The organism is Acidovorax sp. NCPPB 3576, from assembly GCF_028473605.1.
Taxonomy (GTDB): domain Bacteria; phylum Pseudomonadota; class Gammaproteobacteria; order Burkholderiales; family Burkholderiaceae_C; genus Paracidovorax.
In genome coordinates, this window is sequence record NZ_CP097267.1 from 784,862 (window position 1) to 801,000 (window position 16,139).

The 16,139-nt window shown below is 66.8% G+C and carries 15 protein-coding genes; 11 read left to right on the forward strand and 4 right to left on the reverse strand.

Going from position 1 to position 16,139, the window contains the following annotated elements; genetic code table 11:
- Nucleotides 1–3 precede the first annotated feature (3 nt).
- From M5C98_RS03830 to M5C98_RS03865, 8 genes are all read left to right on the forward strand, one after another.
- Nucleotides 4–2,403 (forward strand): 3-hydroxyacyl-CoA dehydrogenase/enoyl-CoA hydratase family protein, encoded by a 2,400-nt coding sequence (locus M5C98_RS03830; protein WP_272551080.1) that lies wholly within the window; start codon nucleotides 4–6, stop codon nucleotides 2,401–2,403.
- A 19-nt stretch (nucleotides 2,404–2,422) separates the two neighbouring features.
- Complete coding sequence (locus M5C98_RS03835) at nucleotides 2,423–2,941, forward strand: DUF4442 domain-containing protein (protein ID WP_272551081.1); 519 nt, start codon at nucleotides 2,423–2,425, stop codon at nucleotides 2,939–2,941.
- 45 nt (nucleotides 2,942–2,986) lie between these two features.
- Nucleotides 2,987–4,186: an acetyl-CoA C-acyltransferase gene (locus M5C98_RS03840; protein ID WP_272551082.1), complete on the forward strand. Its 1,200-nt coding sequence runs from the start codon at nucleotides 2,987–2,989 to the stop codon at nucleotides 4,184–4,186.
- 146 nt (nucleotides 4,187–4,332) lie between these two features.
- The gene (locus M5C98_RS03845; RefSeq protein WP_272551084.1) at nucleotides 4,333–5,160 is read left to right on the forward strand and encodes an acyl-CoA thioesterase; all 828 of its coding nucleotides are present in this window, start codon (nucleotides 4,333–4,335) and stop codon (nucleotides 5,158–5,160) included.
- A gap of 61 nt (nucleotides 5,161–5,221) precedes the next feature.
- Nucleotides 5,222–6,001, forward strand: a complete 780-nt coding sequence (locus tag M5C98_RS03850; RefSeq protein ID WP_272551085.1) for an enoyl-CoA hydratase — start codon at nucleotides 5,222–5,224, stop codon at nucleotides 5,999–6,001.
- A 138-nt stretch (nucleotides 6,002–6,139) separates the two neighbouring features.
- Nucleotides 6,140–7,177: a tripartite tricarboxylate transporter substrate-binding protein gene (locus M5C98_RS03855; RefSeq protein WP_272551087.1), complete on the forward strand. Its 1,038-nt coding sequence runs from the start codon at nucleotides 6,140–6,142 to the stop codon at nucleotides 7,175–7,177.
- 21 nt (nucleotides 7,178–7,198) lie between these two features.
- Complete coding sequence (locus M5C98_RS03860) at nucleotides 7,199–7,687, forward strand: thioesterase family protein (RefSeq protein ID WP_272551089.1); 489 nt, start codon at nucleotides 7,199–7,201, stop codon at nucleotides 7,685–7,687.
- Between the two features lie 150 nt (nucleotides 7,688–7,837).
- Nucleotides 7,838–8,425, forward strand: coding sequence for a bactofilin family protein (locus M5C98_RS03865; RefSeq protein WP_272551091.1), 588 nt, complete (start codon nucleotides 7,838–7,840; stop codon nucleotides 8,423–8,425).
- A 104-nt stretch (nucleotides 8,426–8,529) separates the two neighbouring features.
- Here M5C98_RS03865 and M5C98_RS03870 read toward each other — a convergent pair whose 3' ends face one another.
- Nucleotides 8,530–8,979: an acyl-CoA thioesterase gene (locus M5C98_RS03870; protein WP_272551092.1), complete on the reverse strand. Its 450-nt coding sequence runs from the start codon at nucleotides 8,977–8,979 to the stop codon at nucleotides 8,530–8,532.
- A gap of 41 nt (nucleotides 8,980–9,020) precedes the next feature.
- Here M5C98_RS03870 and M5C98_RS03875 point away from each other — a divergent pair, with 41 nt between their 5' ends.
- On the forward strand, nucleotides 9,021–10,850 hold the full coding sequence (locus tag M5C98_RS03875; RefSeq protein ID WP_272551094.1) for an ABCB family ABC transporter ATP-binding protein/permease: 1,830 nt from the start codon (nucleotides 9,021–9,023) through the stop codon (nucleotides 10,848–10,850).
- Between the two features lie 64 nt (nucleotides 10,851–10,914).
- Here M5C98_RS03875 and M5C98_RS03880 read toward each other — a convergent pair whose 3' ends face one another.
- Genes M5C98_RS03880 through M5C98_RS03890 form a run of 3 tightly spaced genes read right to left on the reverse strand, consistent with a single transcriptional unit; the run spans nucleotide 10,915 to nucleotide 13,848 of the window.
- Nucleotides 10,915–11,946 carry a DctP family TRAP transporter solute-binding subunit gene (locus M5C98_RS03880; protein ID WP_272551096.1) on the reverse strand — a complete coding sequence of 344 codons (1,032 nt, stop codon included), beginning with the start codon at nucleotides 11,944–11,946 and terminating at the stop codon, nucleotides 10,915–10,917.
- A 49-nt stretch (nucleotides 11,947–11,995) separates the two neighbouring features.
- On the reverse strand, nucleotides 11,996–13,294 hold the full coding sequence (locus M5C98_RS03885) for a TRAP transporter large permease (RefSeq protein WP_272551098.1): 1,299 nt from the start codon (nucleotides 13,292–13,294) through the stop codon (nucleotides 11,996–11,998).
- A complete protein-coding gene (locus tag M5C98_RS03890; RefSeq protein ID WP_272551099.1) occupies nucleotides 13,291–13,848 on the reverse strand; it encodes a TRAP transporter small permease in 558 nt (185 codons plus the stop codon). The genes M5C98_RS03885 and M5C98_RS03890 overlap by 4 nt, the downstream gene beginning before the upstream one ends.
- A 200-nt stretch (nucleotides 13,849–14,048) precedes the next feature.
- Here M5C98_RS03890 and M5C98_RS03895 point away from each other — a divergent pair, with 200 nt between their 5' ends.
- Both M5C98_RS03895 and M5C98_RS03900 read left to right on the forward strand, forming a co-directional pair.
- Nucleotides 14,049–14,987: a LysR substrate-binding domain-containing protein gene (locus tag M5C98_RS03895; protein WP_272551100.1), complete on the forward strand. Its 939-nt coding sequence runs from the start codon at nucleotides 14,049–14,051 to the stop codon at nucleotides 14,985–14,987.
- Between the two features lie 185 nt (nucleotides 14,988–15,172).
- Entirely contained in the window at nucleotides 15,173–16,060 is an 888-nt protein-coding gene (locus M5C98_RS03900) for an amino acid ABC transporter substrate-binding protein (protein ID WP_272551101.1), read from the forward strand.
- Nucleotides 16,061–16,139: the final 79 nt, after the last annotated feature.

Below are 16,139 nucleotides of genomic sequence, written 5' to 3' on the forward strand. Positions count from 1 at the left end.
ACCATGTCCCGATTCCAAGTGAAGAAAGTCGCCGTGCTCGGCGCGGGCGTGATGGGTGCGCAGATCGCCGCCCACCTCGCCAACGTGAAGGTGCCGGTCGTCCTGTTCGACCTGCCCGCCAAGGAAGGCCCGAAGAACGGCATCGTCACCAAGGCCATCGAGGGGCTCAAGAAGCTCAAGCCCGCGCCGCTGGGCGTGGCGGAAGACGCCGCGCTGATCGGCCAGGCCAACTATGAAGAGCACCTGGAGCAGTTGCGCGGGTGCGATCTCATCATCGAGGCGATCGCCGAGCGCATGGACTGGAAGCTCGATCTCTACAAGAAGATCGCGCCCTTCGTCGCACCCGGCGCCATCGTGGCCTCGAACACCTCCGGCCTGTCGATCACGAAACTGTCCGAGGCGCTGCCCGACGCCATCAAGCCGCGCTTTTGCGGCATCCACTTCTTCAACCCGCCGCGCTACATGACGCTGGTCGAGCTGATCGACACGCCGACGACCCGGCCCGAGGTGCTCGACCAGCTCGAAGCCTTCGTGACCAGCGGCCTCGGCAAGGGCGTGGTGCGCGCGCACGACACGCCCAACTTCATTGCCAACCGCGTCGGCATCGCCGGCATGCTGGCGACGATGAAGGAGGTGGAGAACTTCGGCCTGACCTTCGACGTGGTGGACGACCTCACGGGCAAGAAGCTGGGGCGCGCTTCCAGCGGCACCTTCCGCACCGCCGACGTGGTGGGCCTGGACACCATGGCCCACGTCATCAAGACGCTGCAGGACAACCTGACTGAGGAAACCGATCCGTTCTACGGCAGCTTCGGCACGCCCGAGGTGCTGAACAAACTCATCGAGATGAAGAACCTGGGCCAGAAGGCCAAGGCGGGCTTCTACAAGAAGGTGGGCCGCGACATCCTGCGCTTCGATTTGGAAAGCGGCGAGTACGTGCCTGGCGGCCAGAAGGCCGATGAGGTGTATGCCCGCATGCTGAAGAAGCCCGCCGGCGAGCGCCTGAAGCTGCTGCGCCATGCCGAGGGCGCGCAGGGCCGGTTCCTGTGGGCCATTCTGCGCAACAGCTTCCACTACGCCGCCTTGCACCTTTCAACCATTGCCGACAACGCGCGCGACGTGGACCAGGCCATGCGCTGGGGCTTCGGCATGAAGCAGGGCCCGTTCGAGCTGTGGCAGGAGGCCGGCTGGCTGGAGGTGGCGAAGATGATCCAGGAGGACATCGACGCCGGCAAGGCATTGGCCCAGGCCCCGCTGCCCGACTGGGTGTTCAAGGGCCCGGTGGCCGAGGCCGGCGGCGTGCACACGGCCGAGGGATCGTGGAGCGCTTCGCGCGCCCAATTCGTGCCGCGCCGCCAGCTGCCCGTGTACGAGCGCCAGCACTTCCCCGAGAAGCTGCTGGGCGAGGCACTGCCCGACTGGCGCACGGCCGGCACCACCATCAGCGAATCGGACGCACTGCGCACCTGGACACTCGACGGGAAAATCCTGATCGCCAGCATCCAGAGCAAGATGCATGCGATCAGCCCCGACGTGATGGAAGGCCTCATCGAAGCCATCGACACCGCCGAGCGCGAATACGACGGCCTGGTGATCTGGTCCGGCGATGCGCCGTTCAGCGTGGGCGCCGATCTCGCGGCCACCATGCCCGCCTTCGTCGTGGCCGGCATCTCGGCCATCGAGAGCGTCGAGCAGGAGCTGCAGAACCTCATGCTGCGCCTGCGCTACGCCCAGGTGCCCGTCATCTCTGCCATCCACGGCATGGCGCTGGGCGGCGGCTGCGAGCTGGCCGTGTATTCGGCCCGCCGCGTGGCGCACATGGAAAGCTACATCGGCCTCGTCGAAGTGGGCGTTGGCCTGGTGCCGGGCGCCGGCGGCCTGACCTACATCGCGCGCCGCGCGGCCGAGAACGCCGCCGCCTCCACGGGCAAGGACATCCTGCCGTTCCTGACCGAAGGCTTCACCGCCGCGGCCATGGCCAAGGTGGGCACCAGCGCGCTGGAATCGAAGAAGCTCGGCTACCTGCTGGACAGCGACATCGTCGTGCCGCACAAGGACGAGGTGCTGTTCGTCGCCCTGAACGAAGCCAAGGCCATGGCGGCCAGCGGCTGGCGTGCGCCGAACAAGCGCCTGTTCCCCGTGGCCGGGCGCAGCGGCATCGCCACCATCCGCGGCTCGCTGGTGAATATGCGCGACGGCGGCTTCATCAGCGACCACGACCAGCACATCGCCACCCTGATCGCCGAGATCGTGTGCGGCGGCGATGTGGATGCCGGCACGCTGGTGACCGAAGAGTATTTGATGGCACTGGAGCGCAAGGCCTTCTGCGCGCTGATCCAGCACCCCAAGACGCAGGAGCGCATCCTGGGCATGCTGAACACCGGCAAGCCCCTGCGCAACTGATGTGCCATCGGACGACCGCATGACGACCTCCGACGGCGCATTCCCGCCCAACCGCATGCAGCTTCAGCTGGAGCAGGTGGACGAGTTTCCGAAGTTCCTGCGCCCCTGGGTGCGCAATCTGGTGCTGCGCCGCGCCGTGCCGTTCACCCGCACGGCGCGCGTGGAGTTCATCGAGATGTCGCCCCACCGCGTGGAAGTGCGCCTGCCCAACGAGCACCGCGTGCAGAACCACATCGGCAGCATCCATGCTTCGGCCATGAACCTGCTGGCCGAGACGGCCACCGGGATGGCGATGGGACTGAACGTGCGCGACGACTGCCTGCCGCTAGCCAAGGACCTGAAGATGGCCTTTCGCAAGCGCGCCACGGGCGCACTGCGCGCGGTGGCGGTGCTGACCGATGCGCAGCGCCAGGCGATGCGAGACAGCGACAAGGGCGAGATGCAGGTGCAGGTCACCGTGACGGACGAGGCCGGCATCGAGCCGGTGGAATGCGAATTCACGTGGGCCTGGATTCCGTCCAGCCGCCCCGCCAAGTAACTGATTGACTGACCGATCGATTGATCGATTGAAGGAGCCTTCTCCATGGCAAAACAAATGCAGGACGCCTACATCGTCGCCGCCACGCGCACGCCCATCGGCAAGTCGCACCGCGGCTTCTTGCGCAACACCCGGCCTGACGATCTGCTGGCGACGACCCTCAAGGCCGCGCTGGCCCAGGTGCCCGGGCTGGACCCGGCCTCCATCGAAGACATCATCTGCGGCTGCGCGATTCCCGAAGGCGCCCAGGGCCTGAACGTGGCGCGCATCGGTGCCGTGCTGGCCGGGTTGCCCACCAGCGTGGGCGGCATCACCGTGAACCGCTTCTGCGCCTCGGGCCTGTCGGCCGTGCAGATGGCGGCCGACCGCATCCGCGTGGGCGAGGCCGACGTGATGATCGCCGCCGGCGTGGAGAGCATGAGCATGGTGCCCATGATGGGCAACACGCCCTCGCTGTCGCCCAGCATCTTCGCCCAGGACGGCGACGTGGGCATCGCCTACGGCATGGGCCTCACGGCCGAGAAAGTGGCGCAGCAGTGGAAAGTCTCGCGCGAGGACCAGGATGCCTTTGCGCTGCAGTCGCACCAGAAGGCGTTGGCCGCGCAGCAGGCGGGCGAGTTCACCGACGAGATCACGCCCATCGAGGTGACCGACCGCACGGCGAACCTGGAGACGGGCGAGAGCATCGCCAAGACCCGCACCGTGTCGCTGGACGAAGGCGCGCGGCCCGACACCAGCCTGGAAGGCCTGGCCAAGCTCAAGACCGTGTTCGCCGCGCGCGGCTCGGTCACTGCCGGCAACAGCTCGCAGACCAGCGACGGCGCAGGCGCGCTGATCCTGGCGAGCGAGGCTGCGGTGAAGCGTTTCGGCCTCACGCCGCTGGCCCGCTTCGTGAGCTTTGCCAGCAAGGGCGTGCCGCCCAGCATCATGGGCATCGGCCCCATCGAGGCCATTCCGGCCGCGCTGCGCTATGCGGGCCTCAAGCACGAGGACATCGACTGGTTCGAGCTGAACGAGGCCTTCGCTGCGCAGTCGCTGGCGGTCGTGCGCCAATTGGGGCTGGACCCATCGAAGGTGAACCCCATGGGCGGCGCCATCGCGCTGGGCCACCCGCTGGGCGCGACGGGCGCTATCCGCGCTGCCACGGTGGTGCACGCGCTGCGCCGCAAGAACCTCAAGTACGGCATGGTGACCATGTGCGTCGGCATGGGGCAGGGCGCGGCGGGCATCTTCGAGCGGGTGTGACGCCAGGGCGGCGCTGCAGACCGGCAGCACCGCCACCAAAAAGCGCAAGCAGGGCGCGGGGCCAACCTGGCCACCGCGCATTTCTGGGACCCGCCAGTCGCCGGTAAGACGGAACAGCGATGGCATTCACGGCACACTCGCACACCATGACATCCGATCTCCATCCCCTGGACGATGCGCTGGCGCTGGAGCCCACCGGCATCCACCAGTACACCGGCCGAACCACGCCCGCCTACTGGAACATGGTCGGCCCGTTCGGCGGCGCTACGGCCGCGGTGCTGTTGCAGGCGGTACTGCAGCATCCCGACCGCCTAGGCGAGCCGCTGTCGCTCACCGTCAACTACGCGGGAGCGGTGGCGCAGGGGGATTTCACGGTGCACGCCACGCCGGTGCGCACCAATCGGTCCACGCAGCACTGGACGCTGTCCATCGTGCAGCCTGGCGCCGACGGCGAATGGGTCACCACCACCACGGGCACCGCCGTGACCGCCGCGCGCCGCGAAACCTGGAGCCTGGCCGACACCCCCATGCCGAAGGCCCCCGGCCCCGATGCGCTGGAGCCGCTGGCCAAGGGATTGGGCGTGGCCTGGCTCGACCGCTACGAGCTGCGGCCGGTGGCCGGCGCCTTGCCCCAGCGCTGGGACGGCAGCGGCGACAGCAGCCTTTCGCAGCTGTGGATGCGCGATGCGCCGGCCCGGCCGATCGACTTCTGCGCGCTGGCGGCGCTGGCCGATGTGTTTTTTCCGCGGGTCTGGCTGCGCCGGGCGCATCGGGTGCCGGCGGGCACGGTGTCGCTCACGGTGTATTTCCACGCAAGCCGCGCGCAGTTGGAAGCCACGGGCACGGGCTTTTTGCTGGGCCAGGCGCGTGCGCAGGAATTTCGCAACGGCTTTTTCGACCAGACCGCACAGTTGTGGAGCGAGGCCGGCACCATGCTGGCCAGCAGCCACCAGATCGTTTATTACAAGGAATGAGGCGCACGCTGCGCCCCGTTCGCTTTCCCCGCCCACGACCTTCCATGGCAGGAGCTTTCCCATGACCGACACCCCGACCCAGGACATCCTCGTGCACACCGAATCCGGTGTGGCCACCATCACCTTCAACCGCGTGGAGAAAAAGAATTCCATCACCACGGCGATGTACGCGGCGCTGGCCGATGCGCTGGAGTCGGCCGCGGCCGACAGCGCGGTGCGCGTCGTCGTGCTGCAGGGCGACGTGGCCATCTTCAGCGCCGGCAACGACATCGGCGATTTCCTGAACAAGCCGCCGTCCACGCAGGATTCGCCGGTGTTCCGGTTTCTGCGCGGCATCGCCACGTTCCCCAAGCCTGTCATTGCGGCGGTCTGCGGCCCGGCCGTGGGCATCGGCACCACGCTGCTGTTTCACTGCGATCTGGTCTATGCGGGCGACAACGCCGCGTTCTCCATGCCGTTCGTCAACCTGGGGCTGTGCCCCGAAGCCGCGTCCAGCCTGCTCGTGCCGCAGATGATGGGCTATCACCGCGCCGCCGAGGCGCTGCTGCTGGGCGAGCCCTTCATGGCCGAGGCGGCGCTGGAGGTCGGCCTGGTCAACCGCGTGGTGCCGCCCACCGAATGCAACATGGTGGCCCAGACCCAGGCGCGCAAGCTGGCCGCCAAGCCGCTGTCCGCCCTCATCGAAACCAAGCGCCTCATGAAGAAAGGCCAGACGGCCGCGGTGCTGGAGCGCATGTCGGAGGAGGGCGCGAGCTTCGGACGCATGCTGCAGGAACCGGCGGCGCGCGAGGCATTCAGTGCCTTCGTCGAGAAACGCCGGCCGGATTTCAGCGCGGTGTAAGGCCATCTGCGCGATTGCCTGGCAGGCTGCCTTGCGCCAGAGGGCTGTTGATCGAAACAGGCATAACGATAGATGCGTGTGGCATGAATCTGGCGGTACATTGACCGTTCACCTTCGACCATCTGCAGGACGCGTGCCATGACCCCTCCCAAAACACCATCGACGGGCGTTGTTTCTTGCGTGCCCTCGCGCCGCACCTTCGTTCAATGGGGCGCGGCGCTCGCCAGCGGCGCGCTGGGTGCTTCCGCCTGGGCCCAAGGGGTGCCTGTACCGGCGGCGGTGCCCCTGGAGGGCGGCATCCTCAAGGTGGTGGTGCCGTACGCGGCCGGAGGCGCGTCCGACCGGGCTGCCCGTCTGCTGGCGGATGCCCTCGGTCCCCGGCTGGCGGTGCCGGTGGTCGTGGAAAACCGTGTGGGCGCCGGCGGACGGCTGGCAGTGCAGCAACTGCACCGCGACAGCTCGGGCCAGAACCAGGTGGTGCTGGCCAACCCGGCCACCATGCTGGTCGCGCCCCTTGTCTTCAAGGACAACGGCTACGACCCCGACAAGGACTATGTGGCCCTCTCCCAGATCACGAGCTACCAGTTCGGCCTGGCCGTGTCCACGGCGGTGCCGGTCAAGGAGTTCGCCCATTTGCACGCCTGGATGCTGGCCAACCAGGACAAGCTCGCGGCCGGCGTGCCGGCCACCGGCAGCCTGCCGCATTTCTTCGCGCTGATGCTGGCCGAGAAGCTCTCCCTGCAACTGCCTGTCGTGGGGTATCGGGGCTCCGCGCCGCTGCTCAACGACCTGATGGGTGGCCATGTGCCGATCGCCGTGGACACGCTGGACGCGCTGGAACCGCTGCACAAGGCCGGCAAGCTGCGCATTCTGGCCGTGTCGGGCGAGCAGCGCTCCCCCACGCTGCCGATGGTGCCCACCTTCAAGGAGGCTGGCCTGGGCTTGTCCGCCCTCGGCTGGAACGTGCTCTACGCACCCGCGTGGCTGCCACCTGCCCGGGCGCGGCGCATCGCCGATACCGTCACGCAGGTCATGGCGGACCCGGCCCTGCAGGCCCGCTTCATTGCGGCCGACATGGTGCCTGTGGTCAGTTCGCGCGAGCAGACCACCAAAATGCTGTCGGCCTACAAAGCGCAATGGGCGCCGGTGGTCCGCCACTCGGGCTTTCAGCCCTGATTCGCCTTCGCCTCTATTTCGATGAACCCACCGCCTGATTCCGACCAGCCTCAGCCCTTTGAGCCAGAGTTCATCGATGGCCTGAAAGACATCTTCGAGCAGCGCATCGTCTTCAACCAGTTGCTGGGGCTGAAGGTCGCGCACCTGGGGGCCGCGCATGTAGAGGCGCGCATCGAGATGAAGCCCGAGCTGGTGGGGCACTATGCCTACAACTGCGTGCACGGCGGCGTCATCAGCGCGGGGCTGGATGCCATGGGCGGCCTCGCGGTGATGGCAGCCATCGGCGCCCGCCACATGGACGAGCCGCCCGCGCAGCGCCTGCACCGCTTCGGCAAGCTGGGCACCATCGACCTGCGCATCGACTATCTGCGCCCGGGCATCGGAAGCCACTTCACCCTGCGGGCCGAAGTGCTGCGCCTGGGCTCGCGCGTGGCCAGCACGCGCATGGAGTTTTTCGGACCGGACGGCACGCTCATGTCGGCGGGCGCTGCGGCCTACATCGTGTCGTAGGCGGCGCCTACGGAAGACCGCGGCGATGTATGCCGCTGCAAAGCATGCAAGTGCATGCAACGATCGAATGGTTTGGTTACCGTTATTGCGTAACGCAGGGAGTTTTCCTGGAACGCGGCTTCTAGCATGTCTCTTTTTCAAGGAGATCTGATGGCCGTGCAAAACCCCTTCTTCGGTAAGCGTGAACCCGACGCATTCCAGCCTCGCCAACCTTCTTCCGTCCTCGGTGGCGCTTCCACCGTGGTCCCCAGTGGCACGGGAGCCGCCACCACGGCCTCTTCCTCTGCCGCCAAGCCTGTTTCCAGTGGCACGGCGACCGCCAGCGCGGTGTCCGACGGCGTGGGCAGCAAGCTGACGGTGGGCCCGAACATCAAGCTCAAGGGGGTCGAGATCACCGATTGCGACACGCTCGTGGTCGAAGGCACTGTGGAGGCCACGATGGACTCCCGCGTGATCCATATCGCCGAGCAGGGCGCCTTCCGCGGCTCCGCCGAGATCGATATCGCCGAGATCCATGGCGAGTTCGACGGCACGCTCACCGTGCGCGAAAAGCTTGTCATCTACAGCACCGGCAAGGTGACCGGCAAGATCCGCTACGGCAAGGTGGTGATCGAAGAGGGCGGCCAACTGGCTGGCGAAATCTTCGCGGGCACGTCGGGCCCCGCTCCCCGCGCCAACCCGGTGAACACCAACACCGCCAATGCGCGCAACGAAGCGCCTGCACTCGCTGCGGCCTGAGCTGCGGCGGGCATTGCAAACCAACCCCGGCATGCGCTGAACGCGCGCCTCGCCGATCCGCCACGTACGGCCCGTAGCGGATCAGTGCGGCGCCGGGGTGTTCATCACACGTTCTCAGCGGGTCGTGTGCCACTCTCGGGTGCCGCGGCGGTCGGCAGTGGACGGGGCCTGCCCGCCGCATCGATGGCCACATAGGTCAGCCGCGCTTCTGTGACCTTCATATACCGGCCCTGCGCTGAAAAGCGCTCTGCATACACCTCGACCTCCACCGTGACGGAGGTGCGGCCGGTGCGCGTGACCGCTGAGAAGAACGAAAGAATGTCCCCCACGCGAACGGGCTGCTTGAACACGAATTCGTTCACCGCCACCGTCGCCATGCGGCCCTGCACATAGCGCGCCGGCAGCACCGAGCCCGCCAGATCCACCTGGGCCATGACCCAGCCGCCGAAGATGTCGCCGTTGGCATTGCAGTCGGCCGGCATCGGAATCACCTTGAGCACCAACTCCTTGTCGGTGGGCAATTCGGTCAAGGCAGCACTGGGAAGAGCGGTCATGGGCACAATCTCGGTAAAAACAACAACCGGAATTGTCCTTCATGCGCCCCCACGGCGAATCCCCACCCCCTCTTGCCTCGCGCCCCGGCGCCGGCTCCCGCACCGACTGGGCCACGCTCGGCCGGCTCGTTCCCTATCTCTGGCAATACAAATGGCGGGTGATCGCGGCCCTGGTCTTCGTCGTGGGAGCCAAGGTCGCCAACGTCGGGGTGCCTCTGCTGCTCAAGCAGTTGATCGACGCCATGACGATTGCCCCGGGCGACCCGGCTGCCGTGGTGGTCGTGCCCATCGCCCTGCTGCTGGCCTATGGCGGGCTGCGCCTGTCCACCTCCATCCTGACCGAATTGCGCGAGCTGGTCTTCGCCAAGGCCACGCAGGGCGCGGCGCGCAGCATCGCGTTGCAGACCTTCGAACACCTGCACGCCCTGAGCCTGCGCTTTCACCTGGAGCGGCAGACGGGCGGCATGACGCGCGACATCGAACGCGGTGTGCGCGGCATCGAATCGCTGATCTCTTTCACGCTGTTCAACATCGGCGCCACGCTGATCGAAGTGTTCCTGGTGCTGACCGTGCTGGCCGTCAAGTTCGACGCGTGGTTTGCCTGGATCACGCTGGGCGCCCTGGGGCTGTACATCGCGTTCACGGTGCTGCTGACCGAATGGCGCACGAAGTTCCGCCGGCAGGCCAACGAGTTCGACTCGGCCGCGCATGCCAAGGCGGTGGACTCGCTGCTGAACTACGAAACCGTCAAATACTTCAACAACGAGGCGTTCGAGGCCCAGCGCTACGACGAAAGCCTGCAGCGTCTGCGCCATGCGCGGCTCAAGAGCCAGACCTCGCTGTCGCTGCTGAACGCCGGGCAGCAGCTCATCATCGCCACCGGTCTCGTTGCCATGCTGTGGCGCGCCGCGCAAGGCGTGGCCGATGGCCGCATGACGCTGGGCGATCTGGTCATGGTGAACGCCTTCATGATCCAGCTCTACATTCCGCTCAACTTCCTGGGCGTGATCTACCGCGAGATCAAGCAGAGCCTGACCGACCTCGACAAGATGTTCACGTTGATGGACAAGGAGCGCGAGGTGGCCGATGCGCCCGGTTCCCAGCCGCTGGCCCATCTGGAGCATCCGGCCGTGCGCTTCGAAGACGTGCACTTTGCCTACGAAAGCCGTGCGGGCAGCGCGCGGCCCATCCTGCACGGCATCAGCTTCGAGATTCCGTCCGGAAAGACGGTGGCGGTGGTGGGGCCTTCGGGCTCCGGAAAATCCACGCTGGCGCGCCTGCTCTTTCGCTTCTACGACATCCAGTCGGGCCGCATCACGGTGGCCGGGCAGGACATCCGCGCAGTGACGCAGGACAGTCTGCGGCGCGCCATCGGCATCGTGCCGCAGGACACGGTGCTGTTCAACGACACCATTGCCTACAACATCGCCTATGGCCATCCCGGCGCCAGCCAGGAAGCCGTGGAAGCCGCCGCCCAGGCCGCGCGAATCCATGGCTTCATCGCCGCCACGCCGCTGGGTTACGCCACGCAGGTGGGCGAGCGCGGCTTGAAGCTCTCCGGCGGCGAGAAGCAGCGGGTGGCAATTGCCCGCACGCTGCTGAAGAACCCGCCGATCCTGATCTTCGACGAGGCCACGTCCGCGCTCGACTCGGCCAATGAACGCGCCATCCAGGCCGAGCTGAAAAGTGCGGCGCGCAACAAGACGGCCCTCGTGATCGCACACCGCCTCTCCACGGTGGTGGATGCGCACGAGATTCTGGTGATGGAGGCGGGCCGCATCGTCGAGCGCGGCACGCACGTTGCGCTGCTGGAGCGGAGCGGCCGCTACGCCAGCATGTGGGCGCTGCAGCAAAGTGGAGAGGCCGCTTGAAGGGCCCCGGCGCGCCCTGATCCGACGCTGTGGGCTGCGCCGGCCTGCGTGCCGGCCTTGCCGCTTAGGGCTTGCGCGCGGCGATCGCCTTTTCGGCCTGCTCCACCAGGTCTGCGCCGATCTGGCCCTTCCACTTGTCGAACACCGGGCGCGTGGCCTTGGCGAAGGATTCGCGCTCGGCAGGGCTGAGCTGGGTCACCGTCACCCCGTGGCTGGCGATCTCCTTGAGCAGGGGCTTGTCGGCCTCGACCATGCCCTTGCGCGCGATGGCGATCTGTTCCTTGCCGGCATCGATGGCGGCCTGCTTGACGATTTCGCGGTCGGCGGGCGTCCAGGAGTTCCAGATGTCCTTGTTGACCACGAAGATCAGCGGGTCGTTCATGTAGCCCCAAAGGGTCATGTATTTCTGCGCCACGGTGTAGAGCTTGGCGGCCATGTAGACCGACACCGGGTTCTCTTGCCCGTCCACGGCGCTGCTGGCCATGGCGGGCTGGGCGTCGGCCCAGCTCATCTGCGTGGGATTGGCGCCCAGCGCGGTGAAGGTGTCCAGGAACAGCGGCGAGCCGACCACGCGGATCTTCAGGCCCTTGAGGTCTTCGGGGCTCTTGATCGGGCGCTTGGAGTTGGAGATTTCGCGGTAGCCGTTCTCACCCCAGGCCAGCGGCACCACGCCGGCCTTGTCCAGCGTCTGGAAAATGCTCTTGCCCACCTCGCCCTGCGTCACGGCATCCACGGCGGCGTAGTCCGGAAAGAGGAAGGGCAGCGAGAACAGGTTGAGCGGCTTGACCTGGGGCGACCAGTTGATGGTGGAGCCCACGGCCATGTCGATCACGCCCTGGCGCAGCGCGCTGAACTCGCGCGTCTGGTCGCCCTGGATCAGCGAGACGCCGGGGTACAGCTTGATGTTGATGCGGCCCTGCGTGCGTTCCCGGACCTTGCTGGCCCACAGCTCGCCGCCCTTGCCCCAGGGAAAGGCGGTGCCCAGCACCAGCGACATGCGGTATTCGCTCTTGTAGTTTTGCGCCAGGGCCGGCGCGGCGAAGGCCAGTGCGGCGGCCGCAGCGACGGCGCTGGTGAGGAAGGTGCGCAGTTTCATGGTTTTTGTCTCCTGGTTCTAGGTCAAAGGAAAGAGAGGGCGCGGCCGGTCAGTAGCCCAGCCGCGCGGGCAGCCACAGCGCCAGTTGAGGGAAGGCGATGACCAGCACCATGACGACGAACATCGCCAGCAGCATCGGCCCCACCCAGCGCACGGTGGACTCCATGCGCACGCCGGCGATGCGGCACGACACCATGAGGTTCACGGCCAGCGGCGGCGTGAACTGGCCCAGGGCGACCTTGAGCGTGAGGATGACGCCGAACCACACCGGGTCCCACTGGTAGTGCTGCATGATGGGCAGCAGCAGCGGCACGAAGATCAGGAAGATCGAGATGCCGTCGAGGAACATGCCCACCGTGATGAGCAGCAGGATCAACAGCGCCATCACGCCGTATTCGCCCAGGCCCGAGTTCACGATGGCCTTGGCCACCGGATCGATCACGCCCAGCGTGGACAGCGAGAACGCGAAGATGCCGGCCAGCGACACCACCAGCAGGATCACCGCCGAGAGCTCGCCCGCCTCGCGCAGGATGGGGAACAGGTCGCGCACCTTGATCGTGCGGTGGATGCACATGCCCACGAACAGGCCGTAGAACACCGCCACCACGGCGGCCTCGGTGGGTGTGAACCAGCCCGCCCGCATGCCGCCCAGGATCAGCACCGGTGCGGCCAGGCCCCATGCGGCCTCGCGCAGGCTGCGCCAGAACGGCGGGCGGGGCATGGACGATTCGAGCGCGCCCATCTTGTGCCGGCGGGCCAGCCACACGGCGGGCACGATCAACGCGATGCCGGCCAGAATGCCGGGAATCATGCCGGCCGCGAACAGCGCAGGCACCGAAGCGCCGGGCACCAGCACCGAATAGATGATGAACGCGACGGACGGCGGAATCAGGATGTCGGTGGCCGCCGCAGCGCCCACCACGCTGGCGGAGAACGAGCCCGGGTAGCCCGCGCGGGACATGGCGGCGATCATCACGCCGCCCACCGCTGCCGCATTGGCCGGCCCCGAGCCGGAGATCCCGCCCAGGAACATCGCCACGGCGATGGCCACCAGGGGCAGCATGCCCGGGCCGCGGCCCACGATGGCCACCGCGAAGTTCACGAGCCGCAAGGCCACGCCGGAGCGGTCGAAGATCGAGCCCACGAGCACGAACATGGGAATGGCCAGCAGCGGGTACTTGCCCAGGCCGGCGTAGAAGTTCTGGGGCACGGCCAGCAGGCCGAACCATTGGCTGTCGGCATTGGCCAGCGCGATGGCCGTGACGCCCGCCAGCCCCAGCGCGGCGCCGATCGGCACGCCCACGAACATCATGGCGAGAAACGCCACGAACAGCAGGGTGGCGATCATGCGGCGGTGTCCTTGTGGGGCGTCGCCCGGCCCGGGCGGCCACGCCGGATGAACAGGCCTACCGCGCGCCAGGTGATCAGTGCGGACAGCAGCGGCAGCCACACCGAATACCACCACTGCGGCACGCCGATGCCGGGGGAGGTTTCGCCGAAGCGGTAGTCGTCCCACACCACCCGCACGCTCAGCACGGCGATCACGCCGAACAGCAGCGCCACCGTCAGCGCACCGAAGCGAGCCAGCGCGTGCCGGCGTGCGGCCGAGCCGCCTTCGGCGAACCATTCGATGCGGATGTGCTGGTCGCGCGCGACCGCGGCGGAGCCGGCCACCAGCGCCAGCACGATCATGAGAAAGACCGAGATCTCTTCGGTCCAGGCGAACGAGGAGTTGGTGAAGTAGCGCACCAGCACATTGGCGAAGGTGATGAGGGCGAGCGCCGCCATCACGATCACAGTGAGCCAGTCTTCGATGCGCAGGGAGCGGGGAGCGTCGTCGGTTGGAGCGGCAGCCGGTGCCGCGCCTTCGGGCGGGGGCCCGGACGGGGGAAGTGAGGACATGGGGCAGAGGGTCGGAGGGAGATCGGACAACGTGGCGATGCAGGTCACTCTGCCCGCCGGCCTTGTGCGCCAGGGGCCCGGACGGGACGGCGCTTGAAACGCCGCAAGCCATTTTGCAAGCAAACGTGCCAGGGTCCGGTGCAGGGTTTCCCCAAGGGGTCTTGCGCCGCGGGCGCTTGCGCGCCCCGATAATGCGCGCCATGGAAACCAAGTGGCTCGAGGATTTCGTCAGCCTCGCGGAAACGCGCAGCTTCAGCCGTTCAGCGCAGTTGCGTCACGTGACCCAGCCGGCGTTCTCTCGCCGCATCCAGGCGCTGGAGGCCTGGGCCGGCACCGATCTGGTGGACAGAAGCTCCTACCCGACCCGGCTCACGCCTGCGGGCAAGACGCTCTACGAAGAAGCGCTGGAGATGCTGCAGGCCATGCAGAACACCCGCGCCATGCTGCGGGCCCACACCAGCGCCGGCAAGGACATGATCGAGTTCGCGGTGCCGCACACGCTGGCCTTCACGTTCTTTCCCGCCTGGCTGTCGAGCCTGCGCGAGCGTTTCGGGCCGGTCAAGAGCCGCCTCATCGCGCTCAACGTGCACGATGCCGTGCTGCGCCTGGTGGAGGGCGGGTGCGACCTGCTGATCGCCTACCACCATCCCTCGCAGCCTTTCCAGCTCGATGCCGACCGCTACGAAATGGTGACCCTGGGCCAGGAAATCCTCTCGCCCTATTCGCGCGCCAATGCCGACGGCCAGCCGCTGTTCAGCCTGCCGGGCCGCGCGGGCGAGCCGCTTCCCTACCTGGGGTACGCACCCGGGGCGTATCTGGGCCGCGTGACGGAATTGATCCTCAAGCAGTCGAGCACGGCCATCCACCTGGACCGCGTCTATGAAACCGACATGGCCGAGGGTTTGAAGGCCATGGCCGTCGAGGGGCACGGGGTCGCTTTCCTGCCCCACAGCGCCGTCAAGAAGGAATTGCGCTCGCGCCGCCTGGTCAGTGCGGCGCCCCCGGGTGTGGAGGATCTTCAAATGGCGATGGAAGTACGGGCCTATCGCGAAAAACCGTCTGGCAAGGAAACCTCCAAGGGCATCGCCCAATCGCTTTGGACCTACCTGCAGGCCCACAGTACGGACAAGCCCCTTTGACCGCAGGGTCAGGTTATGTGTCAAATGCATATTCCACCGTGCATTTGGCATTGGAAAGACCGTGTGACGGGACGTACATTCCGTCCCGGCGTCCGGAGCGAAGTGCACAAGCCTTCGCCCAATAGAGAGGCCCGGCCTGGCACGGTGTTTGCTCAGGTTAGAACTTACGAACTTTGAGACAAGCCATGAAAACATTCCATTGGAAGGCCGTATGGGGCGTTGCCGCCTTGTGCTGGGGCATGGCTGTCTCCGCGCAGGGGGTGCTGGAGCGGGTCACGGCGGGCGGCAAGCTCATGCTGGCCTATCGCGAATCCTCCGTGCCTTTCTCCTATGTGGATGCGGGCAAGCCCATAGGCTATGCGGTGGAGCTGTGCCAGCGGATCGCCGAGGTCGTTCGCAAGAAGACCGGCCGCAAGGACATGGAGGTGGAATTCGTGCCGGTCACTTCGGCCAACCGCATGGAAACCATCGAGAAAGGCCGCGCCGACATGGAGTGCGGCTCCACCACCAACAATGCCGAACGCCGCCAGGTCGTGGCGTTCACCGTGCCGCACTTCATCACCGGCGCCCGCCTGCTGGTGCCGGCGCAGAGCAACGTGGACCGCATCGAAGACCTCAGCGGCAAGAAGCTCGTGTCCACCAAGGGCACCACGCCCTTGAAGGCGGCCCAGCAGATCAACCGCGAGCGCCTGCTGCAGATCAACATCGTCGAAGCCCCGGACCACGCGCGGGCCGTCGAGATGGTGGAAAAGGGCGAGGCCGATGCCTTCGCGATGGACGACGTGCTGCTCTACGGCCTGGCGTCCAACCGACCCAATCCGGCCGCCTTGAAGGTGGTCGGCAAGTTCATCACCACCGAGCCGCTGGCCATCATGCTGCCCAAGAACGATCCCGCGTTCAAGAAGCTGGTGGACGACGAGATGCGCCGGCTGATCACCAGCCGCGAGATCTATCCCATCTACGACAAGTGGTTCGCACAGCCCATACCGCCGTCCAACCGCGCGCTCAATCTTCCGGTGAGTTATCTCTTGCGGGATTTCTGGCGCTATCCCACCGATCAGGTTCCGTTTTGAGCGCAGTTTTCGGGCTGCGCTGACCCGATGTTCCGGGTATTCGGCATGGTGGCGAATTCCACTCCGTGCCACTATCTAG